The organism is Shewanella sp. GD03713, from assembly GCF_029843705.1.
Classification (GTDB): domain Bacteria; phylum Pseudomonadota; class Gammaproteobacteria; order Enterobacterales; family Shewanellaceae; genus Shewanella.
Genome location: NZ_JAOCIW010000001.1, coordinates 202,401 through 227,506, shown reverse-complemented (window position 1 = coordinate 227,506; position 25,106 = coordinate 202,401). Strand labels below are relative to the sequence as shown.

Sequence of the window (25,106 nt, the reverse complement as noted above, 5' to 3'; positions counted from 1 at the left end):
TCCTCCCGTATTAACGCTTCTTCGCTTTCTTATCAGCAGCATGGCCGCGATAAGTGCGAGTTGGTGAGAATTCACCAAGTTTGTGGCCGATCATTTCGTCAGTTACGAACACAGGAACGTGCTGACGACCATTATGGACAGCGATGGTCAAACCAATCATATTTGGAATGATCATAGAGCGACGTGACCAAGTCTTAATAGGCTTCTTGTCACCTGCTTCCATCGCTTTCTCTACCTTCTTCAGCAAGTGCAGGTCAATGAAGGGACCTTTCTTGAGAGAACGTGGCATGGCGAATCCTCTTACTATTTATTACGACGACGTACGATGTACTTGTCAGTGCGCTTGTTACTACGAGTCTTATAACCCTTAGTTGGCACACCCCATGGAGTCACTGGGTGACGACCACCAGAAGTACGGCCTTCACCACCACCGTGTGGATGGTCTACCGGGTTCATTGCAACACCGCGAACTGTTGGGCGAACGCCTCTCCAGCGCTTAGCACCTGCTTTACCTAACTGGCGTAGCATGTGTTCGGCATTACCAACTTCACCAAATGTTGCGCGGCAATCAACTGGCACTTTGCGCATTTCGCCAGAGCGAAGACGTAAAGTGGCATATGCGCCATCACGAGCAACAACTTGTACATAAGCACCCGCTGAACGCGCGATCTGAGCACCTTTACCAGGCTTCATTTCTACAGCGTGCACAACAGAACCTACTGGAATGTTGCGCAGTGGCATTGCGTTACCGGTTTTGATTTCGGCTTCAACACCAGACTGGATCTTGTCGCCAGCTTGCATGCCTTTAGCAGCAAGGATGTAACGACGCTCACCATCCGCATACAGTACTAAAGCGATGTGCGCAGTACGGTTTGGATCGTATTCCAGACGCTCGATTTTTGCAGGGATACCGTCTTTATCGCGTTTGAAGTCGATTAAACGATAATGCTGCTTGTGACCGCCACCAACGTGACGAACAGTGATACGGCCAGTGTTGTTACGGCCACCACTTTTAGATTTTTTCGCCAACAGGCCAGCAAAAGGTTTACCCTTGTGCAGGTCAGAGTTCACCACTTTAACAACGTGGCGACGACCTGGAGAGGTTGGCTTACACTTAATAACTGCCATGATAATTCTCCTTTGCTTACTCAGCGCCGCCGACGAAATCGATGTCAGCACCAGCAGCTAAAGTCACGTAGGCTTTTTTCCAATCGCTACGACGGCCAGCACGGCCACCAGTACGTTTAGTTTTGCCTTTGCTCACTAAAGTGCGAACTGATTCGACTTCAACTTCAAATAGCTTAGCAACAGCAGCTTTAATTTCAGCTTTAGTTGCATCGATAGCTACGCGGAAAACAACAGTGTTGTGCTTCTCAGCATTCACAGTGCTCTTTTCAGAGATGTGAGGTGCAAGAATTACTTTTAGCAAACGTTCTTCGCGGATCATCATGCTAGCATCTCCTCGATTTGCTTAACTGCATCAGCAGTCACAAGCACTGTGTTGAACGCGATCAGACTTACTGGGTCTAGACCTGCAACGTCACGAACGTCAACCTTGTACAGGTTGCGAGCTGCTAAGAATAAATTCTCGTCAACTTCTGAAGTCACAATTAACACGTCTTCTAAGTTCATTGCTTTCAATTTAGCTTTCAGCTCTTTAGTTTTAGGAGCTTCAACGCTGAATGATTCAACAACAACCAGACGGTCTTGACGTACCAGCTCAGACAGAATGCTTTTCAGCGCGCCGCGGTACATCTTCTTGTTAACTTTTTGGCTGTGATCTTGAGTTTTAGCAGCGAAAGTTACGCCACCGCCACGCCAGATTGGGCCCTTAACACCACCCGCACGAGCGCGGCCAGTGCCTTTTTGGCGCCATGGCTTTTTGCCAGAGCCAGTTACTTCCGCACGAGTCTTTTGAGCACGAGTGCCCTGACGTGCGTTTGCAGCGTATGCTACAACTACCTGATGAACCAGTGCCTCGTTAAAGTCACGGCCGAAGGTAGTTTCGGAAACTTCAAGAGCGCTTTGCGCGTCTTTCAATACCAATTCCATTACTATCTCCTCAGACCTTAAGCTTTAACTGCAGGCTTGATGATCAGGTCGCCGTTAGTTGCGCCCGGAACAGCACCTTTAACCAGTAGCAGGTTACGTTCAACATCTACACGTACAACGTCTAGATTTTGAGTAGTAACGCGCTCGGCACCCATGTGGCCTGACATTTTCTTGCCTTTAAATACGCGACCAGGCGTTTGGTTCTGACCGATAGAACCGTTCGAACGGTGCGACAAAGAGTTACCGTGAGTCATATCTTGAGTACGGAAGTTCCAACGCTTAACGCCGCCTTGGAAGCCTTTACCTTTAGATTGACCAGTAACGTCAACTTTCGCTACATCAGCGAAGATACCTACATTTAGCTCAGCACCAACTTCAATGCCTTCGCCTTCACCGTCTGCCAGACGCAATTCCCACAGTCCACGACCGGCTTCAACACCGCTCTTGGCAAAGTGACCTGCTTCTGGTTTAGTGATGCGATTGGCTTTTTTGGTACCAGTAGTAACTTGAAGCGCGCGGTAGCCGTCAGTTTCTAAAGTTTTCACTTGAGTAACACGGTTGCCAGCAACTTCAATTACTGTAACAGGTATAGAAACACCATCTTCAGTGAAGATGCGAGTCATACCAACTTTACGACCAATAAGACCGATAGCCATCTCTCAAACCTCTTCTAAGGATCTCAATTAACCCAAGCTAATCTGTACGTCGACACCAGCCGCAAGATCTAAACGCATTAGAGCGTCTACAGTCTTTTCAGTTGGCTCTACGATGTCAACCAGGCGCTTGTGAGTACGTAATTCGTACTGGTCACGAGCATCTTTATTAACGTGCGGAGAGATCAAAACGGTATAACGCTCTTTGCGCGTAGGTAGTGGAATTGGACCACGTACTTGGGCGCCTGTACGCTTAGCAGTTTCAACGATTTCCGCTGTAGACTGATCAATTAAGCGATGATCAAATCCTTTTAAGCGGATACGGATTCTTTGGTTCTGCATTGACCAGAGCTCCTAAAATGGACACATAAAAAATCACCCTCTAGCTTCTTCCTAACTGGAAAAGCAGAGCGAGATGATTTAACCGTTCGACTCCCAATCGGAGCCGCTATGATAATGACGAATTCATTGACTCATCATTTAATTCGCTAACCTAGGTTAACGAGGGGGCCATTATACTTATCTAAAATTAGATTTCAAGCCCGCTGTGTAAATAGTCATCAAAAAGACTATTCAACTTCAGAGTGGCGGGCATTTTACACAAATTTCAGAATAACGCCAGCCCAAAATAAAAAAGGAAGCCGAAGCTTCCTTTTTCAGTACTATAACTAATTCGCGATTAAGCGAAAATCTTAGCTACAACACCAGCACCTACTGTACGGCCACCTTCACGGATTGCGAAGCGTAAACCTTCGTCCATCGCGATTGGGCAGATCAGAGTCACTTTCATCTTGATGTTGTCGCCTGGCATTACCATCTCTACGCCTTCTGGCAGTTCGATAGTTCCAGTCACGTCAGTTGTACGGAAGTAGAACTGTGGACGGTAGCCTTTGAAGAATGGAGTGTGACGACCACCTTCTTCTTTTGACAGAACGTAAACTTCTGATTCAAAAGTAGTGTGTGGGTTGATTGAACCTGGCTTAGATAATACTTGACCACGTTCTACGTCATCACGCTTAGTACCACGTAACAGGATACCACAGTTCTCACCTGCACGACCTTCGTCAAGCAGCTTACGGAACATTTCAACACCTGTACAGGTTGTCTTAGTAGTTGCACGGATACCAACGATTTCTACTTCGTCACCAACACGTACAATACCACGCTCAACACGACCAGTTACTACTGTACCACGGCCAGAGATTGAGAATACGTCTTCGATTGGCATCAGGAATGGCTTATCGATATCACGCTCTGGTTCTGGGATGTAAGAATCCAGTGCAGCGGCTAATTCGATGATCTTAGCTTCCCACTCTGGCTCGCCTTCAAGGGCTTTCAGAGCAGAACCTTGGATAACTGGTAAGTCATCACCTGGGAAGTCGTATTCTGATAACAGTTCACGTACTTCCATTTCTACTAATTCTAACAGCTCAGCATCGTCAACCATGTCACATTTGTTCATGAATACGATGATGAATGGTACGCCTACTTGGCGAGACAGCAGGATGTGCTCACGAGTTTGTGGCATTGGGCCGTCAGTAGAAGCTACTACCAGGATCGCGCCGTCCATCTGTGCAGCACCAGTGATCATGTTTTTAACATAGTCAGCGTGGCCTGGGCAGTCTACGTGTGCGTAGTGGCGAGTTGGTGTATCGTATTCGATGTGAGAGGTATTGATGGTAATACCGCGCTCACGCTCTTCTGGAGCGTTATCGATTTGAGAGAAGTCTTTAGCTTCACCACCGTAGGTCTTAGCCAGTACGTGAGAGATAGCTGCAGTCAGAGTGGTTTTACCATGGTCAACGTGACCGATGGTGCCCACGTTAACGTGAGGCTTATTACGTTCAAATTTAGCTTTTGCCACGATATATTCCTTTCTTTTCAGAATAATCCTGTATCAACAGGACCATATTACATTTATGTCGTAACTTAAAATTAGCTACGAGATTCAATAATCGCTTTCGCAATGTTTTGCGGTGCATCAGTGTACTTCAAGAACTCCATGGAGTAGGAAGCACGACCCTGAGTCGCAGAACGCAAATCAGTTGCATAACCAAACATTTCAGAAAGAGGCACTACAGCATGGACTATTTTGATGCCACCGAAGCCATCATCCATACCTTCAATCAAACCACGACGACGGTTTAAGTCACCAACCACATCGCCCATGTAGTTCTCAGGAGTAGTTACTTCTACTTTCATGCAAGGCTCGAGCAACACAGGATTCGCTTCGAGCGCACCCTTTTTGAAGCCCATAGAACCCGCAATTTTGAACGCCATTTCATTCGAGTCCACATCGTGATATGAACCGTCGAACAGAGTGACCTTCACGTCCAACACAGGGAAGCCGGCGAGAACACCGTTCTTCATCTGCTCTTGGATACCTTTATCAACCGCAGGAATGAATTCACGTGGAACTACACCCCCAACGATCGCGTTGATAAATTCGTAACCAGCGCCTTCTTCATTAGGCTCTAGTTTTAACCAAACATGACCGAATTGTCCACGGCCACCTGATTGGCGTACAAATTTACCTTCAGCCTCGACTGATGCGCGAATGGTTTCACGGTAGGCCACTTGTGGCTTACCTACGTTACACTCAACACCAAATTCGCGACGCATACGGTCTACGATAATGTCTAAGTGTAACTCACCCATTCCAGAAATCAGTGTTTGTGATGATTCTTCGTCAGTCTCAACCCGGAAAGATGGATCTTCTGCTGCAAGTTTTTGCAGCGCGATACCCATTTTATCTTGGTCCGCTTTAGACTTAGGCTCAACGGCAATGGTAATTACTGGCTCAGGGAACTCCATGCGTTCCAAGATCACCTTATGATCAGGATCACAAAGTGTATCACCCGTGGTGACTTCTTTCAGACCGATAGCCGCAGCGATATCACCTGCACGTACTTCTTTCAGTTCGGTACGGTCGTTAGCGTGCATTTGCACGATACGGCCGATACGTTCACGTTTCTGTTTAACAGAGTTATAAACGCCAGAACCTGATTCGAGTACGCCAGAGTACACGCGAATAAAGGTCAAAGTGCCCACGAACGGGTCTGTAGCAATCTTAAATGCCAACGCCGCAAAAGGGGCATTGTCATCTGATGGGCGCTCAACTTCTTGCTCATCGTCATCAATGCCCTTAATAGGAGGCACATCGACAGGAGCTGGCAAGAATTCCACAACCGCATCAAGAACCGCTTGAACGCCTTTGTTCTTAAATGCAGAACCACAGGTCGCTAAAACGATTTCATTATTAATAGTACGCTGACGCAGTGCCTTTTTGATCTCGTCTTCTGACAGTGTGCCTTCTTCAAGGTACTTGTCCATCAGTTCATCCGAGGCCTCGGCTGCTGCCTCAACCAGATACTCATGCATCTCAGCCGCTTTATCGGCTAACTCTGCAGGGATCTCTTCATAAGAGAAAGTCATACCCTGGTCCGCTTCGTTCCAGTTAATGGCTTTCATCTTGATTAAGTCGATCACGCCAGTAAAGTTTTCTTCTGCGCCAATATTCAGTTGAATAGGCACACAAGTCGCTCCCAGGCGAGTTCTGATTTGCTTCACTACACGTTCAAAGTCCGCACCTGCGCGGTCCATCTTGTTGACAAACACTAAGCGTGGAACGCGGTATTTGTCAGCTTGACGCCAAACGGTTTCTGATTGAGGTTCAACACCTGAAGAACCACAGAAAACCACGACAGCGCCGTCGAGAACGCGCAAAGAACGTTCAACTTCAATAGTGAAGTCAACGTGACCAGGGGTATCGATGATATTGATGCGGTGTTCAGTGAATTGAGCATCCATACCACGCCAGAATGTGGTTACAGCAGCCGAGGTGATAGTAATACCACGCTCTTGCTCTTGTACCATCCAGTCAGTGGTCGCGGCGCCGTCATGCACCTCACCGATTTTATGAGACAAACCGGTATAGAACAGAACACGTTCTGTTGTGGTGGTTTTACCTGCGTCCACATGAGCACAAATACCGATATTACGATAACGCTCAATTGGGGTTGTACGAGCCACTATTATACCCTCTCCACCAAGACAGGTGCCTTGGCAATATCAACAACAATGGTGTGGGCCTAAGCCCACACCATCAGATTACCAACGGTAATGAGCAAAGGCCTTGTTAGCTTCAGCCATGCGGTGCACGTCTTCACGCTTCTTAACAGCAGTACCTTTGTTTTCAGACGCATCTAGCATTTCACCTGCTAGACGTAAAGCCATAGATTTTTCACCACGCTTACGAGCAGCTTCAACTAACCAGCGCATCGCCAGTGCGTTACGACGCACAGGACGAACTTCACATGGTACCTGGTAAGTAGAACCACCAACGCGACGAGATTTAACTTCGACTGATGGGCGTACGTTGTCCAGGGCTGCTTCAAGAACGTCTAAATGGTTAGCGCCTTTCTTTTCAGCGATAACATCTAGCGCCTTGTAAATGATTTTTTCTGCAGTCGACTTTTTGCCGTCTTGCATAATGACGTTGATGAACTTAGCCAGCAACTCACTGTGAAACTTTGGATCTGGTAGGATTTTACGTTGTCCTACAACGCGACGTCTTGGCATAACAATTCTCCGTATGCTTCAGGGATTTCCAAAACTGGAATTCTCAAAATAAAACTAGCTTGGCCTTACTTAACGGATTGCGTTAAGACTTAGGACGCTTAGCACCGTACTTAGAACGACCTTGGCGACGAGTGTTCACGCCAGCACAGTCTAGGGCGCCACGAACAGTGTGATAGCGCACACCTGGTAAGTCTTTAACACGACCACCACGGATTAAGATCACGCTGTGTTCCTGCAGGTTGTGGCCTTCACCGCCGATGTACGAAGTAACTTCGAAACCGTTAGTTAAGCGCACACGAGCTACTTTACGTAGTGCAGAGTTAGGTTTTTTAGGGGTAGTAGTGTACACACGTGTACATACACCACGTTTTTGTGGGCACGCGTTCAACGCAGGCACGTTAGTCTTGTCGACTTTAGGTGCGCGTGGCTTACGTACCAACTGGTTTACAGTTGCCATGTATAGCTCCGAAACAGTTGAATCAAACTCAACGATAAGGTGTGAAAAATCTATATCCCACAATGGTGGGACGCGGAATTTTAGAAAGGTAATGCCTGACTGTCAAGAAATAGCCAACTTTTGCGGCATTTTACAATAAAAAAGGCGCCATCGGCGCCTTTTTGTTACAAACTGATTACTTAATCTTGGCTACCAGCCAGGTTTAAGAGGTCTGCAAGGTTTTGTTCTGCTTCACTTGCAGTGATCTTATTCACTACAACTGGCTCGTCTTTCTTAGCACGGGCATCGTTACGGGTCTTGTGATAAGCATAACCAGTACCGGCTGGGATCAGACGGCCAACGATTACGTTTTCTTTCAGACCACGTAAGTTATCAGACTTACCACCTACGGCAGCTTCTGTCAGTACGCGCGTGGTTTCTTGGAACGATGCTGCAGAGATAAACGATTCTGTTGCCAGAGACGCTTTGGTAATACCCAGCAGTTCACGTTCGAAGGTCGCAGGTACTTTGCCTTGTTCGATCAGGTCGCGGTTAGCGATCTTCACGCGAGACACTTCGACTTGCTCGCCTTCTAAGAACTCACTGTCACCCGCAGAGGTGATCACGCACTTACGCAGCATTTGACGGATGATCACTTCGATATGCTTATCGTTGATCTTCACGCCTTGTAGACGGTATACGTCTTGTACTTCGTTCACAATGTAGTTTGCTACGTTGTGGATGCCACGTAGACGCAGAATGTCGTGCGCCGCTTCTGGACCGTCAGCAATAACTTCACCACGTTCGACTTTTTCACCTTCGAACACGTTTAAGTTACGCCATTTCGGGATCATCTCTTCGTACTGTTCACCGCCATCCGCTGGTGTAATCACCAGACGACGCTTGCCTTTGGTCTCTTTACCAAACGAGATGGTACCAGAGATTTCCGCCAGAATAGCTGGCTCTTTTGGCTTACGAGCTTCGAACAGGTCAGCAACGCGTGGTAGACCACCCGTGATGTCGCGTGTTTTAGACGATTCTTGTGGAATACGTGCTAACGCGTCACCCACGGCGATTTGCGCGTTGTCGTCGAGGTTAACGATCGCACTGCCTGGTAAGAAGTATTGTGCTGGTACTTCAGTACCTGGGATCATCAGGTCGCTACCATCAGCACCAACCAGACGGATCATTGGGCGCATTTCTTTACCCGCTGAACCACGTTGACCCACGTCGAGGATCACGATTGAAGACAGACCGGTCAGTTCGTCTGTTTGACGAGTCATGGTCACGCCGTCGATCATGTCAACGAACTTAATACTACCCGCCACTTCAGTGATGATTGGGTGAGTATGTGGATCCCAGTTAGCGATGATATCGCCCGCTTCTACCGCAGCTTCTTCTAACTTCTCGAGCACAGTACCGTAAGGCACTTTATAACGCTCTTTCTCACGACCTAATTCGTCGATGATCGCCAGTTCAGAAGAACGAGAAACGATAACCAGCTTGCCGTCAGTGTTAGTTACGTACTTAGCGTTGTGCAGTTTCAACGAACCAGAGTTCTTCACTTGAACGTTGTTTTCTGCCGATGCCCTCGATGCCGCACCACCGATGTGGAACGTACGCATCGTTAACTGTGTACCTGGTTCACCGATTGATTGCGCCGCGACAACACCGATGGCTTCGCCGTGGTTAATCAGGTGACCACGGGCTAAGTCACGGCCATAACATGCCGCACACACACCGAAGTCGGTATCACAGGTAATGACTGAACGTACAATCACTTCGTCGATTGAGTGTTCTTCTAACTTGTCACACCATGCTTCATCGAGCAGAGTGTTACGTGGTGCAAGCACATCTTCAGTACCTGGGTACAGAACATCAACCGCAACCACACGACCCAGTACGCGTTCACGTAATGGCTCAACAACGTCACCACCTTCGATCAGCGGCTTCATTGTCAGACCTTCGTGAGTACCACAATCGTCTTCGATGACCACTAAGTCTTGAGCAACGTCAACCAGACGACGAGTCAGGTAACCCGAGTTCGCTGTCTTCAATGCGGTATCGGCAAGACCTTTACGCGCACCGTGGGTTGAGATGAAGTACTGAAGAACGTTCAGACCTTCACGGAAGTTCGCCACGATTGGGGTTTCGATGATCGAACCGTCTGGTTTCGCCATCAGACCACGCATACCCGCTAACTGACGGATCTGTGCGGCACTACCACGAGCGCCCGAGTCGGCCATCATGTAAATGCTGTTGAACGATGCTTGTTTCTCTTCAACGCCATCACGGTTAATCACTGTCTCAGTTGACAGGTTTTCCATCATCGCTTTAGAAACTTTTTCGTTCGCACTTGCCCAGATGTCGATGACTTTGTTGTAACGCTCACCCGCGGTTACCAGACCTGATTGGAACTGCTCTTGAATTTCGAGCACTTCTGCTTCAGCGTCAGCAACTAAGGTGTACTTCTCAGCTGGGATCACCATGTCGTCGATACCGACAGATGCACCAGAGATAGTGGCGTAACGGAAACCTGTGTACATCAGTTGGTCAGCGAAGATAACAGTATCTTTTAGACCTAATTGACGGTAACAAGTGTTCAATAGTTTAGAAATCTGCTTTTTGCCCATGTTCTGGTTAACCAGATCAAATGACAAACCTGCTGGCAGAATTTGTGACAGCAGAGCACGACCCACAGTTGTATCTACGATACGACGTTGCTCAGTACGCTCACCATTGTCACCGATAACGGTTTCAGTGATACGCACTTTCACGCGGGCATGCAGTTCAGCAGCGCCAGTTGCGTAAGCTTTTTCAACTTCAGCAACAGACATAAAGTACATACCTTCACCACGGCCGTTGATACGCTCACGGCTGGTGTAGTACAGACCTAATACCACGTCTTGAGATGGAGTGATAACAGGCTCGCCGTTCGCAGGTGACAGGATGTTGTTGGTAGACATCATCAAGGCACGAGCTTCAAGCTGCGCTTCCAGTGTTAACGGTACGTGTACCGCCATTTGGTCACCGTCGAAGTCGGCGTTATATGCCGCACAAACGAGTGGGTGTAACTGGATGGCTTTACCTTCAATCAGTACTGGTTCGAATGCTTGGATACCCAGTCTGTGCAGTGTTGGTGCACGGTTAAGCATCACTGGATGTTCGCGGATCACTTCATCTAGAACGTCCCAAACTTCCGCCACTTCACGCTCTACCATCTTCTTAGCAGCTTTAATGGTTGTCGCTAAGCCACGACCTTCCAGCTTGCCATAGATGAATGGCTTGAACAGTTCCAGTGCCATCTTCTTAGGAAGACCACATTGGTGCAGACGTAAAGTAGGACCTACGGTAATTACCGAACGACCTGAGTAGTCAACACGCTTACCTAACAAGTTCTGACGGAAACGACCTTGTTTACCTTTGATCATGTCGGCCAAAGATTTCAGAGGACGTTTGTTAGAACCGGTAATAGCACGACCACGACGACCGTTATCTAATAGCGCATCAACGGACTCTTGTAACATACGCTTTTCGTTGCGTACGATGATGTCCGGCGCAGCTAAATCTAACAGACGCTTCAAACGGTTGTTACGGTTGATCACGCGGCGATACAGATCGTTCAGATCTGAAGTCGCAAAGCGGCCGCCATCGAGCGGTACCAGCGGACGTAAGTCAGGTGGTAACACAGGCAGTACTTTTAAGATCATCCACTCTGGCTTGTTGCCAGAAGTGTGGAACGCTTCCATCAACTTAAGACGTTTAGTCACTTTCTTGCGACGAGTCTCAGAGTTGATTGATGGCAGCTCTTCACGCATTTGTTCGATTTCTTTTTCGAGATCGATTGCGCGCAGCAGTTCTAATACCGCTTCAGCACCCATCTTAGCTTCGAATTCGTCACCGTATTCTTCTAATGCGTCCAGATAGTTTTCTTCTGTCAGCATTTGGCCACGTTCAAGGCTGGTCATGCCAGGCTCGATCACGACGAAAGATTCAAAATACAGTACGCGTTCGATATCACGCAGCGTCATATCCAGCATTAAACCGATACGGGACGGCAGTGATTTCAAGAACCAAATGTGGGCAACTGGGCTAGCCAGTTCAATGTGACCCATACGCTCACGACGTACTTTAGTCTGGGTAACTTCTACACCACACTTTTCACAGATCACACCACGGTGCTTCAAACGTTTGTACTTACCGCACAAACATTCGTAATCTTTGACCGGGCCAAAGATACGCGCACAGAACAGACCTTCACGCTCAGGCTTGAAGGTACGGTAGTTAATGGTTTCTGGCTTCTTAACTTCACCAAAAGACCAAGAACGGATCAGATCAGGCGATGCCAGACCAATTTTGATGCCGTTAAATTCTTCAGTCTTGCTTTGCTGTTTCAGAAACTTTAATAAGTCTTTCACGTTTCTCTCCTGAAGGAGTTAAACCGGGTGCTCCGCTCGCACGGAGCACCATTCTGTTGCCAAACGCGGCTAAATACCTGCGCTTATTCCTGATCCAACTCGATGTTGATACCGAGTGAACGGATCTCCTTCAGTAATACGTTGAAGGACTCTGGCATGCCAGGCTGCATCTGATGGTTACCGTCGACGATGTTCTTATACATCTGAGTACGACCGTTAACGTCATCCGATTTCACGGTGAGCATTTCTTGAAGCGTATAAGCGGCACCGTATGCTTCGAGTGCCCACACTTCCATCTCCCCGAAACGCTGACCACCGAACTGAGCTTTACCGCCCAGTGGTTGTTGAGTCACTAAGCTGTACGAACCGGTAGAACGGGCGTGCATCTTATCGTCAACTAAGTGGTTCAGTTTGAGCATGTACATGTAACCTACAGTTACTGGACGCTCAAATTCGTTACCGGTACGACCATCAAATAATTTCAGCTGACCAGAGGTTGGCAAGCCTGCAAGCTCAAGCATCTGCTTGATCTCTTTCTCTTTAGCACCGTCGAAGGCTGGCGTAGCAACTGGGATACCGCCTTTCAGGTTGTTCGCTAAGCGCAGTAACTCATCGTCAGTGAATGAATCGATGTCAACGCGCTGCTGCACTTCGTCACCTAATTCGTACACTTGTTTGATGTAGTTACGAACTTCTGCAAGTCCCTTCTCGCGCTGATCTTCCAGCATGGCAGCAATCTTGTTACCAATACCTTTAGCAGCAGCACCTAAGTGAACTTCAAGAACCTGACCGATGTTCATACGTGATGGAACGCCTAACGGGTTCAATACGATGTCCACAGGGTTGCCTTGCTCGTCGTACGGCATGTCTTCAATTGGGTTAATCTTAGAGATAACACCCTTGTTACCGTGACGACCCGCCATCTTGTCACCTGGTTGGATTGTACGTTTAACCGCTAAGTAAACCTTAACGATCTTCAGTACGCCTGGTGCCAAGTCATCACCTTGGGTGATCTTGCGACGTTTGATTTCAAACTTCTTATCGAAGTCTGCTTTCAGCTCTTCATGCTGTTCAGCTAATTGCTCAAGCTCAGTTTGTTTGGTTTCATCGTCAATAACTTGAACCAATACATCTTTACGTGGCAATGCTGCGATTTGTGCTTCAGTGAAACCGGCACTTAATAATAAGTTACGCGCACGGCTCAATACGCCTTCTTCAAGGATCTTGAACTCTTCGCCTAAGTCTTTACGAGCTTGGGCAATGTGCATTTCTTCGATTTCAATGGCGCGTTTGTCTTTCTCAACGCCGTCACGGGTAAATACCTGAACGTCGATGATGGTACCTTTAACAGAGTTAGGTACACGCAGTGAGCTGTCTTTCACATCAGACGCTTTCTCACCGAAGATGGCGCGCAGTAACTTCTCTTCTGGCGTCAGTTGAGTCTCGCCTTTTGGCGTCACTTTACCTACCAGAATGTCACCGCCCTTCACTTCTGCACCGATGTAAACGATACCTGACTCGTCGAGTTTCGACAGAGCAGATTCACCTACGTTTGGAATGTCAGCAGTGATTTCTTCGCTACCCAGCTTGGTATCACGAGCGATACAAGACAGCTCTTGAATGTGGATAGTGGTGAAACGGTCTTCCTGTGCAACACGCTCAGAAATTAAGATCGAGTCTTCGAAGTTGTAACCGTTCCAAGGCATGAACGCGATACGCATGTTCTGGCCAAGGGCTAAGTCACCTAAGTCAGTAGACGGACCGTCTGCTAACACGTCACCACGAACCACTGGCTCACCAACTGAACAACATGGACGTTGGTTGATACAAGTGTTTTGGTTAGAACGGGTGTATTTAGTCAGGTTGTAAATGTCGATACCCGCTTCGCCTGGGCGCAGCTCGTCTTCATTTACTTTAACTACGATACGGCTCGCATCAACGTAATCGATCACACCGCCACGTTTAGCGGCGACTACTACGCCTGAGTCCACAGCTAACGTGCGCTCAATACCAGTACCGACCAGAGGCTTCTCTGATTTCAGTGTTGGTACCGCTTGACGTTGCATGTTCGCACCCATCAATGCACGGTTCGCGTCGTCGTGTTCTAAGAACGGGATCAGTGACGCAGCAACAGAGATAATCTGTTGTGGCGATACGTCCATGTATTGAATGTCAGACGCGCGCATAAAGGTAGATTCACCTTTGTGACGACATGCGATCTGCTCTTCAACCATGCGGCCTTCAGAGTCAACTTCGATGTTCGCCTGTGCAATCACATAACGACCTTCTTCAATCGCTGACAAGTATTCCACATCATCAGTGATCACACCGTCTACCACTTTGCGGTATGGTGTTTCTAAGAAGCCGTAAGAGTTAGTACGGGCAAAGCTTGCTAATGAGTTGATCAGACCAATGTTTGGACCTTCAGGGGTCTCAATTGGACATAAACGACCATAGTGCGTTGGGTGTACGTCGCGGACTTCGAAGCCTGCACGTTCACGGGTCAAACCACCTGGGCCTAGAGCAGAAATACGACGCTTATGCGTTACTTCTGACAGCGGGTTGTTTTGGTCCATGAATTGTGACAGCTGAGAAGAACCGAAGAACTCTTTCACTGCAGCAGAGATTGGCTTAGCGTTGATTAAGTCTTGTGGCATCAGCTCGTTCAGATCGCCTAATGACAGACGTTCACGCACGGCGCGCTCAACACGGACCAGACCAACACGGAATTGGTTTTCAGCCATTTCACCCACAGAACGAATACGACGGTTACCTAAGTGGTCGATGTCGTCCACTTCGTCAAAGCCGTTACGGATGTGAATGATGTTCTTCATTACTGCAACGATGTCTTCTTTAGACAGTACGCCGCTACCTTCGTCATCAGGAATGCTGAGACGACGGTTGAACTTCATACGACCTACTTTAGACAGGTCATAACGTTCTTCGCTGAAGAATAAGTTTTGGAACAGGGCTTCTGCTGCATCTTTGGTTGGTGGCTCACCAGGACGCATCATGCGGTAGATCTCAACTAACGCTTCTAAGCGGTTAGTGGTTGGATCGATACGCAGAGTGTCAGAGATGTAAGCACCGTGGTCTAGCTCGTTGATGTACAACGTGCTCAGCTCTTTGATGCCTGCCAGTGATAACTTCGCTAAGTCTTCTAAGCTGATTTCACTGTTAGCAGAAACTAATACTTCGCCCGTGTCCGGATCGATGTAATCTTGGGCTGCATATTTGCCCACGATGTACTCAACTGGTACTTCGAGTTCAGTGGTGTTGGTTTTTTCGAGTTGGCGAATATGACGTGCAGTCACGCGACGGCCCGCTTCTACCAATACAGTACCTTCAGCATCCTTGATGTCGTAGCTGGCGGTTTCGCCACGCAGACGCTCAGGTACTAAGGTCATAACCAGAGTATCTTTCTTGATCTTGAATTCAACGCGTTCGAAGAACAGGTCGAGGATCTCTTGAGTAGAGTACTCTAATGCGCGCAGAATGATGGTCGCAGGTAATTTACGGCGACGGTCAATACGTACGAACAGCGCATCTTTAGGATCGAATTCAAAGTCTAACCATGAACCACGGTAAGGAATGATACGTGCGTTATACAGCACCTTACCTGATGAGTGGGTTTTACCACGGTCGTGATCGAAGAATACGCCTGGGCTGCGGTGTAATTGAGATACGATTACACGCTCAGTACCGTTGATCACAAAGGTACCGTTGTCAGTCATCAATGGGATATCGCCCATGTAGACTTCTTGTTCTTTAATATCTTTTACAGTGCCGGCCGCTGCTTCACGATCATACAACACCATGCGTAATTTAACGCGCAGTGGAGCTGAATATGTAACACCACGGATCTGACACTCTTTCACATCAAAAACAGGCTCGCCAAGCTTATAGCTGACGTATTGCAGTTCTGAATTACCAGAAAAGCTCTTGATGGGAAAAACGCTACGGAAGGCGGCTTCTAGGCCGCGCTCACCGGTAGGATCTTGATCGGTGAACTTCTTAAAAGAGTCTAACTGAATAGACAAAAGGTAAGGAATATCCAACACCTGTGGACGCTTACCAAAGTCTTTGCGAATACGCTTCTTTTCAGAATAGGAGTAAACCATGGGTTTCCTCTGCTTGCGAGATGTGACCAAGACTGAACTTATAACATTCGTCATTAAATTCAGCACGTTTGCCCATCACCGTTGATGGCAAGAACCTAACCAGTAATCTCTGCTAGGGACTGCAAAATTTGGCGATAAACGGTGAAAAAAAATCGCCGACGCATATAGCGCAAAAAAGGCCGACGGTTAAAAAACCGCCAGCCTCCACCCAATTGGCTTGGGTGAGTAAGCTACATAATAGCTTACTTGATCTCTACTGTAGCACCAGCTTCAACCAGTTCTTTCTTCAGAGCTTCAGCTTCTTCTTTAGAAACGCCTTCTTTAACTGCTACTGGAGCAGCTTCAGACATTGCTTTAGCTTCTTTCAGGCCTAAACCAGTTGCGCCACGGATTGCTTTAATAACAGCAACTTTGTTGTCGCCGTGAGCAGTTAACATAACAGTGAATTCTGTTTGTTCTTCAGCAGCAGCACCTGCATCAGCAGCACCGCCAGCAACTACTGCAGCAGCAGCAGAAACGCCGAACTTCTCTTCCATAGCTTCGATCAGTTCAACAACTTCCATTACAGACATAGCTGCAAAGGCTTCTAAGATTTGGTCTTTAGTGATAGACATAACAAATGTTTCCTATTGTTCTGAATTCAATTTTATTAAGCAGCCAGCTTAAAATTAAGCGGCTTCTTGTTTTTGATCGCGCAGGGCGGCCAGAGTACGAACGAACTTGCCAGCAGATGCTTCTTTCATAGTCATCATTAACTGTGCTAGTGCTTCTTCGTATGTTGGCAGTTTCGCCAAACGATCAATTTCAGCTGCAGGGATGAAATTCCCTTCAAAGGCTGCGCCTTTAACTTCGAAGTTAGCTTGCTCTTTAGCAAAGTCTTTTAACAGACGTGCTGCAGCACCTGGGTGCTCGTTAGAGAAAGCAATCAAAGTTGGGCCAGTGAACGTTTCTGCTAGGCACTCAAATGCAGTACCTTCAACAGCACGACGAGCCAGAGTGTTACGTACTACACGTACATAAACACCAGCTTCACGAGCTTTTTTACGCAGACCGGTCATAGCACCTACAGTTACACCGCGTGAATCAGCGGCTACTGCAGATAGCGCACCTTTGGCAGCTTCGTTGACTTCAGCAACAATCGCTTTTTTGTCTTCGAGTCTTAATGCCATTGGCTTTACTCCTGGATTCCACCTAGGGTATTCCCCTAGTATTTACCATACTAAATACTTATGTATTTAGTGACTTACGGTGCAGATTATCCAGTAAAAAAATTTAGCTGGGGCCTGACACCGTCTACGCAGGAAATTAAGTAAACCGATAAGGAAAACACCTGCGGTCTTGGACGGAAGCCCGTTTCACGATGCGTTACACATCAAAAACAGGCTTCAACCCACAAAGTGCGCGCATTATAGACTAATGCGCTCACCTTGTAAAATTAGTTAGCTGTATCGAGAGTCGCTTGGTCGATAGCTACACCTGCACCCATAGTGGTAGAGATGCTAACTTTCTTCACGTATACACCTTTAGCAACTGCAGGCTTAGCCTTTTTCAGTGCAGAGATTAACGCTTCCAAGTTTTCTTTCAATTGAACTGGTGTGAAATCCACTTTACCGATAGTTGTGTGGATAATACCGTTCTTGTCGTTACGGTAACGAACTTGACCAGCTTTAGCGTTCTTAACTGCTTCAGCAACGTTTGGCGTTACTGTGCCAGTTTTTGGGTTAGGCATTAAACCACGTGGGCCTAAGATTTGACCTAACATACCAACAACGCGCATTGCATCTGGAGATGCGATAACTACGTCGAAGTTCATTTCACCGGCTTTGATTTGCTCAGCCAGATCATCCATACCAACGAGTTCTGCACCAGCAGCTTTTGCAGCTTCAGCATTTGCACCTTGTGTAAATACTGCAACGCGAACTTCACGACCAGTACCGTGTGGTAATACAGTAGCACCACGAACGTTTTGGTCTGATTTACGTGGGTCGATACCCAGGTTAACAGCTACGTCAACACTTTCAACGAACTTAGCAGTTGCTAATTCTTTTAACAGAGCAACAGCGTCGTTGATTTCGTATAACTTAGTACCGTCAACTTTCTCGCGGATTACGCGCATGCGTTTAGTTAGTTTTGCCATTATATTAACCCTCTACAACCAAACCCATTGAACGCGCAGTACCTTCGATTGAGCGAGTCATCGCTTCAACATCAGCACCAGTCATATCGGCCGCTTTCAATTCAGCAATTTCTTGAATCTTAGCACGAGCGATAGTACCTACTTTCTGAGTGTTTGGACGTGGAGAACCTGATTTCAGGCCTGCAGCAGTCTTCAGTAAGTAAGAAGCTGGCGGAGTCTTAGTTTCGAAAGTGAATGAACGGTCACTGTACACAGTGATCACGACTGGAATAGGCATGCCTTTTTCCATTTTTTCTGTACGGGCGTTGAACGCTTTACAGAATTCCATGATGTTCACACCTTTCTGACCCAGAGCTGGACCAACTGGTGGTGAAGGGTTCGCAGAACCTGATTTCACTTGTAGCTTAATATAAGCATCAATCTTTTTTGCCATCTGACATTTCCTCAGTTTGGGTTCAAACGCGCATCAGCGACATGCCGACGTGCTCCCCCGAAAACAACGGGTGCGGATTATATAGAAATCCGCACCCGTTGCCAAACGGATTTTTGTATTTAATTTAATCAGCCTTTTTCGACCTGATTAAAATCGAGCTCAACAGGTGTAGAACGACCAAAGATCATTACTGACACTTTTACGCGGCTCTTGTCATAATCCACTTCTTCAACAGTACCGTTAAAGTCAGCAAATGGACCATCACAAACACGCACCACTTCGCCCGGCTCGAAAATAACACGGTGAGTCGGTGAAGCTGTGGTTTCTTGTAAGCGACGCAGAATTGCATCCGCTTCTCTATCTGAAATTGGGGCAGGACGATCAGAAGTTCCGCCAATAAAGCCTAAAACACGCGGGATGCTTTTGACTAAATGCCAGCTGTCATCGTTCATTTCCATCTGGACTAGAACATAACCAGGGAAAAACTTACGCTCGCTCTTACGACGCTGGCCTGCACGCATTTCAATGACTTCTTCAGTCGGAACCAATACTTCGCCGAAGTACTCTTCCATGCCGTGCATTTTAATGTATTCAATCAGTGACTTACAAACTCGGCTTTCATAGCCTGAGAATGCCTGCACTACATACCATCTTTTTTTAGCTTCTTTAGCTTCAGTCATTCGAGGTGCCTATACGCCAGTGATGAAATTGACAATGTGCATTAACACTGCATCTAAACCCCATAAAACAAGGGCTAAAATACCTGTTGCAGCAAGGACAATAAAAGTGGTGTTAAGCGCTTCTTGACGTGTTGGCCATACGACCTTGCGCACTTCAATTTGCGACTCACGAGCGAACGCTAAGGCTTTCTTACCCTTTTCTGTTTGCAGGGCAATAAAACCAGCAATAGCGAATGCAACGATAACAGCCAGTGCACGGATCACGGCACTTGTCTCGCTATACATTTGATTGCCAATAACAGCAGCGGCCAGCAATAGGATCGCTAAACCCCACTTCACGATATCCAGAGAGTTAGTCTGGTTTTCAGTATTTGTTGTCATCGGTTATTCCGTTACTCAATACGGCCTGAGCTTGAGCACAATAATTAGGGACATACGACCCAGTTACAATACGCTTTAGATACTCTGCATTCCGAATACCCTTAGAAACGCATGTTGCATAAGCTCAGGGTCAAAAATCGGCCATAGATTGTATTCTTATTCGACTTTGTTAGCAAGGATGCACAGCCGTTGCAACCCACAAAACCTAGTAAATAATCGACTTAAACAAAAAAGGAAGCCGAAGCTTCCTTTTTCAGTACTATAACTAATTCGCGATTAAGCGAAAATCTTAGCTACAACACCAGCACCTACTGTACGGCCACCTTCACGGATTGCGAAGCGTAAACCTTCATCCATCGCGATTGGGCAGATCAGAGTCACTTTCATCTTGATGTTGTCGCCTGGCATTACCATCTCTACGCCTTCTGGCAGTTCGATAGTTCCAGTCACGTCAGTTGTACGGAAGTAGAACTGTGGACGGTAGCCTTTGAAGAATGGAGTGTGACGACCACCTTCTTCTTTTGACAGAACGTATACTTCTGATTCAAAAGTAGTGTGTGGGTTGATTGAACCTGGCTTAGATAATACTTGACCACGTTCTACGTCATCACGCTTAGTACCACGTAACAGGATACCACAGTTCTCACCTGCACGACCTTCGTCAAGCAGCTTACGGAACATTTCAACACCAGTACAGGTTGTCTTAGTAGTTGCACGGATACCAACGATTTCTACTTCGTCACCAACACGTACGATACCACGCTCAACACGACCAGTTACTACTGTACCACGGCCAGAGATTGAGAATACGTCTTCGATTGGCATCAGGAATGGCTTATCGATATCACGCTCTGGTTCTGGAATGTAAGAATCCAGTGCCGCTGCTAATTCGATGATCTTAGCTTCCCACTCTGGCTCGCCTTCTAGCGCTTTCAGAGCAGAACCTTGGATAACTGGTAAGTCATCACCTGGGAAGTCGTATTCTGATAACAGTTCACGTACTTCCATTTCTACTAATTCTAACAGCTCAGCATCGTCAACCATGTCACACTTGTTCATGAATACGATGATGAATGGTACGCCTACTTGGCGAGACAGCAGGATGTGCTCACGAGTTTGTGGCATTGGACCGTCAGTAGAAGCTACTACCAGGATCGCGCCGTCCATCTGTGCAGCACCAGTGATCATGTTTTTAACATAGTCAGCGTGGCCTGGGCAGTCTACGTGTGCGTAGTGGCGAGTTGGAGTATCGTATTCGATGTGAGAGGTATTGATGGTAATACCGCGCTCACGCTCTTCTGGAGCGTTATCGATTTGAGAGAAGTCTTTAGCTTCACCACCGTAGGTCTTAGCCAGTACGTGAGAGATAGCTGCAGTCAGAGTGGTTTTACCATGGTCAACGTGACCGATGGTGCCCACGTTAACATGGGGCTTATTACGTTCAAATTTAGCTTTTGCCATGGTATTGCCTCAATCCAAGAGTCTTGGTGATGAAAACATACATATAGAAAAAATCCGATGCATATAAATGACATCGAACCGATTATTTAGGTATAGGAGCTTAATATAGAAAGGCTGGTGCTGATAGGCAGATTCGAACTGCCGACCTCACCCTTACCAAGGGTGTGCTCTACCAACTGAGCCATATCAGCAACTAAATTTGGAGCGGGCAGCGGGAATCGAACCCGCGTTATCAGCTTGGAAGGCTGGAGTAATACCATTATACGATGCCCGCGCAACCTAACTAAGGCTACCTAACTACCTAGAAAATGGTGGAGGGAGAAGGATTCGAACCTTCGAAGGCGGAGCCGTCAGATTTACAGTCTGATCCCTTTGGCCACTCGGGAACCCCTCCAGTAAAATGGTGCCGGCACCAAGAGTCGAACTCGGGACCTACTGATTACAAGTCAGTTGCTCTACCAACTGAGCTATGCCGGCAAATCATTTCGGAACGGGATATTAGGTAAATGTGTGCCCAAGTGCAAGCAAAAATCGACGATTTGTTTAAAAAAAGCAATCAAATGATGCTTTTTTACACTTAAACCTAGGCTGTCGTGCAATTATTCTGCGAATACTCAAGCGAGACAAACAAACGGCGCATCGGGAATAGATTTTATATTGTCGATACTTAAGTCATGGTGTACTGTGCGATCCCTAAGCCGAGGAAAGCCAATGACGTCAAAAAATCCAATTCAAAAAGCACTCTATCTTGCCTTTGAGCGCGCGCAATGGTCTGTTTTACGGGACGCAGTGCCAATGACACTGAGTGAACAAGACTTGGAAAATTTGCGCGGTATTAATGAGAAGGTCTCCCTCTCTGAAGTAACCGATATTTACTTGCCTCTAAGTCGGTTACTCAATCTCATCGTAAAATCTAAGCAACAACGTGGCTTAGTCTTGGATGAGTTTCTCGGCCAAAAACCCTCGAGCAGTCCTTATATCATTAGTATTGCTGGTAGCGTTGCAGTGGGCAAAAGTACCACAGCGCGTATTTTACAAGCATTGCTGCGCCATTGGCCTGAGCATCCTAAGGTCGATTTAGTGACTACCGATGGTTTTCTGTATCCTTTGGCCGACTTAAAGCGCAAGGGCCTTTTGCAGCGCAAAGGCTTCCCCGAAAGTTACGACATGAAGATGTTGGTCGAATTTATTTCGGCGGTAAAATCCGGGCAGGCCCATGTTAATGCGCCTATCTATTCCCACGTGACTTATGATCGTATTCGCGGTCAGCATCAAACGGTTTCTCAGCCCGATATTTTGATCCTAGAAGGACTCAATGTACTGCAAACTGGTTTAGATTCACCGGTAGATATACGTCGCCCCTTCGTCTCCGACTTTGTCGACTTCTCTATTTACGTCGATGCCGAAGAGCACTTATTAAAGCAGTGGTATCAGGAGCGCTTTTTGCAATTCCGTAAAGGCGCCTTTAGTGATGAAAAGTCGTATTTCCATCACTACGCCAGCCTAACGGATGATGAGGCGAATGCGATTGCGGCGAAGATTTGGGACACAATCAACGGCCCCAATTTACAACTCAATATCCAGCCGACAAGAGAGCGGGCACATCTGATCCTGCAAAAAGGCCAGGATCACTTGATGTCCCACGTATTGCTGCGCAAATAGCCTATCTCGGCCTTAAACTGATTTCGCCGCCGATGTATGCCTGTGTGCCATCGGCGGTTTCAAGTAGCACTGCGCCCTGTTCGTCGACGCCACGGCAAATACCCTCAACGTGATTTTCACCCATGATTAGACGGATCTCTTTGCCATAGAATAAATCAGCCGCTTGCCAACGCATTTTGAATGCAGCTAATCCTTCGCGTTCAAATAGCTGAATATCTTTCTTAAGCTGCTTTTGCAGCGCAATCACAAGATCCGTTTTATTCGGCATAGTCGCTAAGGCGGATAGATCACTCCAAGGCTGGTCGATACCTTTTCCTTGGTCTTCCGACATGGCCATGTTGACGCCAATACCAATGATCAATTGGCATTCGCTGTCAGCCTGACCTGACATCTCAATTAAAATCCCAGCAAGCTTTTTATAATTAAGGTAAATATCGTTTGGCCATTTCACGCCGATATTATCTACGCCAAATGATTTCAATACCTCAACTAAGCTGCAAGCCACCACTAGGCTTAAGCCCATTGCCTGCGCCATCCCTTGGGGGAATGACCAAAACTGCGAGAAATATAAATGATGCCCATAGGGAGAAACCCAAGTACGGCCACGGCGACCTCGTCCTGCCGACTGGTATTCCGCTACACACAGGTCGCCACTTTTAAGCTCACCCGTATGGCTTAACATAAAGCCGTTGGTGCTTGGGATCTCATCAAAATAAAAGCAGCGATTTTCAATCGACTGAATTAACCGAGCCGAGTCGATAAGGGAGATGGGGTTCGCTAACTTATAACCACGGCCTTTGACACTGTAAATCGCCACGCCATAGTCTTCCAAAGCATCGACATGCTTGCTCACCGCCGCACGAGAAATACCCAGTTGTGTCGCCAACTCTTCACCCGAGACAAAATGTTCGCTCGACAGTAATCCCAGTATTTCGCGTTTTCTCACCCAGTTATCAGACATCGAGACTCGTCTCCCCTGTTAATCCCATAATTCTTGGCTCGGCTTCTAGCTTAACGCCAAAAACCTCATTCACTCGCGCAATAACATGCAATGCTAATCGACAAATATCTTGGCCAGTTGCATGGCCTAAATTGACTAATACTAAGGCTTGCTTCGCATGCACTCCCGCGTTCCCAAGGGCAAAGCCCTTAAGACCCGCGTGCTCAATTAGCCAACCCGCAGCCAGTTTAACCTCTCCATTGGGTTGAGCATAACCGACAATACTCGGGAAACGCGCAGCAAGCTGCATATAAGTCGCCGCGCTTACGATAGGATTCTTAAAGAAGCTACCTGCATTACCAAGTTCTTCAGGGTTGGGTAGCTTTTCGCTCCTCACCTCACAGACACGGTCAAAAATCTCCCTTGGGGTCACCGTCTCAGCGTTAAATGATTGCAACGGACCATAGGCCAATTTCGGTTGCCAGGCTTTAGGGAGGCGCAAACCAACGGCGCTTATCACAGCTTTGTCGCGTAAGCTGCCTTTAAATATCGACTCCCGATAGGCAAACTCACACTCATCGACTGTAAGCCTTAACAAGTTGCCAGACTCGAGATCCATGTATTCGACCCAATCACAAATATCGCAAAGCTCAACGCCATAGGCACCGATGTTTTGGATCGGAGCTGCACCAACAGTACCAGGGATAAGCGCTAAGTTCTCAAGACCTGGCATGTTCTGATTTAAGCTGAACTGAACCAATTCATGCCAGTTCTCACCCGCCTCAACGGCAAGGTAAAAGTGAGTGTCATCTTCAGAGCAGGAAATACCCTTAGTCAACACACGCACTACAGTGCCATTAAAATCATCGGTGAATACGATATTGCTGCCGCCACCGAGGACAAGCATAGGTCGCTTAGACTGATATAAGGATAAGCAGGTCGATTGCAGTTCTGCCTTGGAATGGACTTCAATCATGGATAAACAGGATTGATCCACGCCAAACGTATTAAACGGCTTTAGCGAATATGGAAAAGACATGGTGATGTTCTGCCGCGACAAAAGCGACATTGTAAACGCTTCACCCTAGAATTGCAGCAAACTGAGGTAGATCGGTAAAAGCAGGCAGATTAATACAGTAAGATCTTGAACA

General features: G+C 47.2%; 22 protein-coding genes and 4 tRNA genes. 1 reads left to right on the top strand and 25 read right to left on the bottom strand.

Annotated features, from left to right (window positions below; genetic code table 11):
- Positions 1-10 precede the first annotated feature (10 nt).
- From rpsS to N5E87_RS00960, 23 genes are all read right to left on the bottom strand, one after another.
- The gene (gene rpsS, locus N5E87_RS01070; protein ID WP_006083596.1) at positions 11-289 is read right to left on the bottom strand and encodes a 30S ribosomal protein S19; all 279 of its coding nucleotides are present in this window, start codon (positions 287-289) and stop codon (positions 11-13) included.
- A 14-nt stretch (positions 290-303) separates the two neighbouring features.
- The gene (gene rplB, locus N5E87_RS01065; RefSeq protein WP_011621028.1) at positions 304-1,128 is read right to left on the bottom strand and encodes a 50S ribosomal protein L2; all 825 of its coding nucleotides are present in this window, start codon (positions 1,126-1,128) and stop codon (positions 304-306) included.
- A gap of 16 nt (positions 1,129-1,144) precedes the next feature.
- Positions 1,145-1,447, bottom strand: coding sequence for a 50S ribosomal protein L23 (gene rplW / locus N5E87_RS01060; RefSeq protein ID WP_039977607.1), 303 nt, complete (start codon positions 1,445-1,447; stop codon positions 1,145-1,147).
- Positions 1,447-2,052 (bottom strand): 50S ribosomal protein L4, encoded by a 606-nt coding sequence (gene rplD / locus N5E87_RS01055; protein WP_011070618.1) that lies wholly within the window; start codon positions 2,050-2,052, stop codon positions 1,447-1,449. Before rplD ends, rplW begins: the two co-directional genes overlap by 1 nt.
- A gap of 17 nt (positions 2,053-2,069) precedes the next feature.
- The gene (rplC, locus tag N5E87_RS01050; protein ID WP_011070617.1) at positions 2,070-2,708 is read right to left on the bottom strand and encodes a 50S ribosomal protein L3; all 639 of its coding nucleotides are present in this window, start codon (positions 2,706-2,708) and stop codon (positions 2,070-2,072) included.
- A gap of 27 nt (positions 2,709-2,735) precedes the next feature.
- Complete coding sequence (gene rpsJ / locus N5E87_RS01045; RefSeq protein ID WP_011070616.1) at positions 2,736-3,047, bottom strand: 30S ribosomal protein S10; 312 nt, start codon at positions 3,045-3,047, stop codon at positions 2,736-2,738.
- Between the two features lie 337 nt (positions 3,048-3,384).
- Positions 3,385-4,569: an elongation factor Tu gene (gene tuf, locus N5E87_RS01040; RefSeq protein WP_011715454.1), complete on the bottom strand. Its 1,185-nt coding sequence runs from the start codon at positions 4,567-4,569 to the stop codon at positions 3,385-3,387.
- Between the two features lie 71 nt (positions 4,570-4,640).
- Positions 4,641-6,737, bottom strand: coding sequence for an elongation factor G (fusA, locus tag N5E87_RS01035; protein ID WP_086904167.1), 2,097 nt, complete (start codon positions 6,735-6,737; stop codon positions 4,641-4,643).
- Positions 6,738-6,815: 78 nt separating this feature from the next.
- Positions 6,816-7,286: a 30S ribosomal protein S7 gene (gene rpsG / locus N5E87_RS01030; RefSeq protein ID WP_011715460.1), complete on the bottom strand. Its 471-nt coding sequence runs from the start codon at positions 7,284-7,286 to the stop codon at positions 6,816-6,818.
- 82 nt (positions 7,287-7,368) lie between these two features.
- Positions 7,369-7,743, bottom strand: coding sequence for a 30S ribosomal protein S12 (rpsL, locus tag N5E87_RS01025; RefSeq protein WP_011715459.1), 375 nt, complete (start codon positions 7,741-7,743; stop codon positions 7,369-7,371).
- Positions 7,744-7,922: 179 nt separating this feature from the next.
- Positions 7,923-12,140, bottom strand: coding sequence for a DNA-directed RNA polymerase subunit beta' (gene rpoC / locus N5E87_RS01020; protein WP_011715458.1), 4,218 nt, complete (start codon positions 12,138-12,140; stop codon positions 7,923-7,925).
- Between the two features lie 83 nt (positions 12,141-12,223).
- Entirely contained in the window at positions 12,224-16,261 is a 4,038-nt protein-coding gene (gene rpoB, locus N5E87_RS01015; RefSeq protein ID WP_011715457.1) for a DNA-directed RNA polymerase subunit beta, read from the bottom strand.
- 242 nt (positions 16,262-16,503) lie between these two features.
- Positions 16,504-16,875 (bottom strand): 50S ribosomal protein L7/L12, encoded by a 372-nt coding sequence (gene rplL / locus N5E87_RS01010; RefSeq protein WP_011624800.1) that lies wholly within the window; start codon positions 16,873-16,875, stop codon positions 16,504-16,506.
- A 54-nt stretch (positions 16,876-16,929) separates the two neighbouring features.
- Positions 16,930-17,430 carry a 50S ribosomal protein L10 gene (gene rplJ / locus N5E87_RS01005; RefSeq protein ID WP_023265431.1) on the bottom strand — a complete coding sequence of 167 codons (501 nt, stop codon included), beginning with the start codon at positions 17,428-17,430 and terminating at the stop codon, positions 16,930-16,932.
- A 266-nt stretch (positions 17,431-17,696) separates the two neighbouring features.
- Positions 17,697-18,398, bottom strand: a complete 702-nt coding sequence (gene rplA / locus N5E87_RS01000; RefSeq protein WP_011715456.1) for a 50S ribosomal protein L1 — start codon at positions 18,396-18,398, stop codon at positions 17,697-17,699.
- A gap of 4 nt (positions 18,399-18,402) precedes the next feature.
- Positions 18,403-18,831, bottom strand: a complete 429-nt coding sequence (gene rplK, locus N5E87_RS00995) for a 50S ribosomal protein L11 (protein ID WP_011621019.1) — start codon at positions 18,829-18,831, stop codon at positions 18,403-18,405.
- Between the two features lie 128 nt (positions 18,832-18,959).
- Positions 18,960-19,511, bottom strand: a complete 552-nt coding sequence (gene nusG, locus N5E87_RS00990) for a transcription termination/antitermination protein NusG (protein WP_088213140.1) — start codon at positions 19,509-19,511, stop codon at positions 18,960-18,962.
- 9 nt (positions 19,512-19,520) lie between these two features.
- Positions 19,521-19,892, bottom strand: a complete 372-nt coding sequence (secE, locus tag N5E87_RS00985; protein ID WP_011621018.1) for a preprotein translocase subunit SecE — start codon at positions 19,890-19,892, stop codon at positions 19,521-19,523.
- A 276-nt stretch (positions 19,893-20,168) separates the two neighbouring features.
- Positions 20,169-21,353: an elongation factor Tu gene (gene tuf / locus N5E87_RS00980; RefSeq protein WP_011715454.1), complete on the bottom strand. Its 1,185-nt coding sequence runs from the start codon at positions 21,351-21,353 to the stop codon at positions 20,169-20,171.
- 115 nt (positions 21,354-21,468) lie between these two features.
- Positions 21,469-21,544, bottom strand: a tRNA-Thr gene (locus N5E87_RS00975).
- A 9-nt stretch (positions 21,545-21,553) separates the two neighbouring features.
- Positions 21,554-21,627, bottom strand: a tRNA-Gly gene (locus N5E87_RS00970).
- Positions 21,628-21,662: 35 nt separating this feature from the next.
- Positions 21,663-21,747 (bottom strand) — tRNA-Tyr (locus N5E87_RS00965).
- A gap of 7 nt (positions 21,748-21,754) precedes the next feature.
- Positions 21,755-21,830 (bottom strand) — tRNA-Thr (locus N5E87_RS00960).
- A 234-nt stretch (positions 21,831-22,064) separates the two neighbouring features.
- Here N5E87_RS00960 and coaA point away from each other — a divergent pair.
- Positions 22,065-23,015, top strand: coding sequence for a type I pantothenate kinase (gene coaA, locus N5E87_RS00955; protein WP_011715453.1), 951 nt, complete (start codon positions 22,065-22,067; stop codon positions 23,013-23,015).
- Between the two features lies 1 nt (position 23,016).
- On the opposite strand, the gene birA is transcribed toward coaA, so the two are convergent.
- Positions 23,017-23,976: a bifunctional biotin--[acetyl-CoA-carboxylase] ligase/biotin operon repressor BirA gene (birA, locus tag N5E87_RS00950; protein WP_279774924.1), complete on the bottom strand. Its 960-nt coding sequence runs from the start codon at positions 23,974-23,976 to the stop codon at positions 23,017-23,019.
- Positions 23,969-24,994, bottom strand: a complete 1,026-nt coding sequence (gene murB / locus N5E87_RS00945) for a UDP-N-acetylmuramate dehydrogenase (RefSeq protein ID WP_279774923.1) — start codon at positions 24,992-24,994, stop codon at positions 23,969-23,971. The genes birA and murB overlap by 8 nt, the downstream gene beginning before the upstream one ends.
- Between the last annotated feature and the right edge of the window lie 112 nt (positions 24,995-25,106).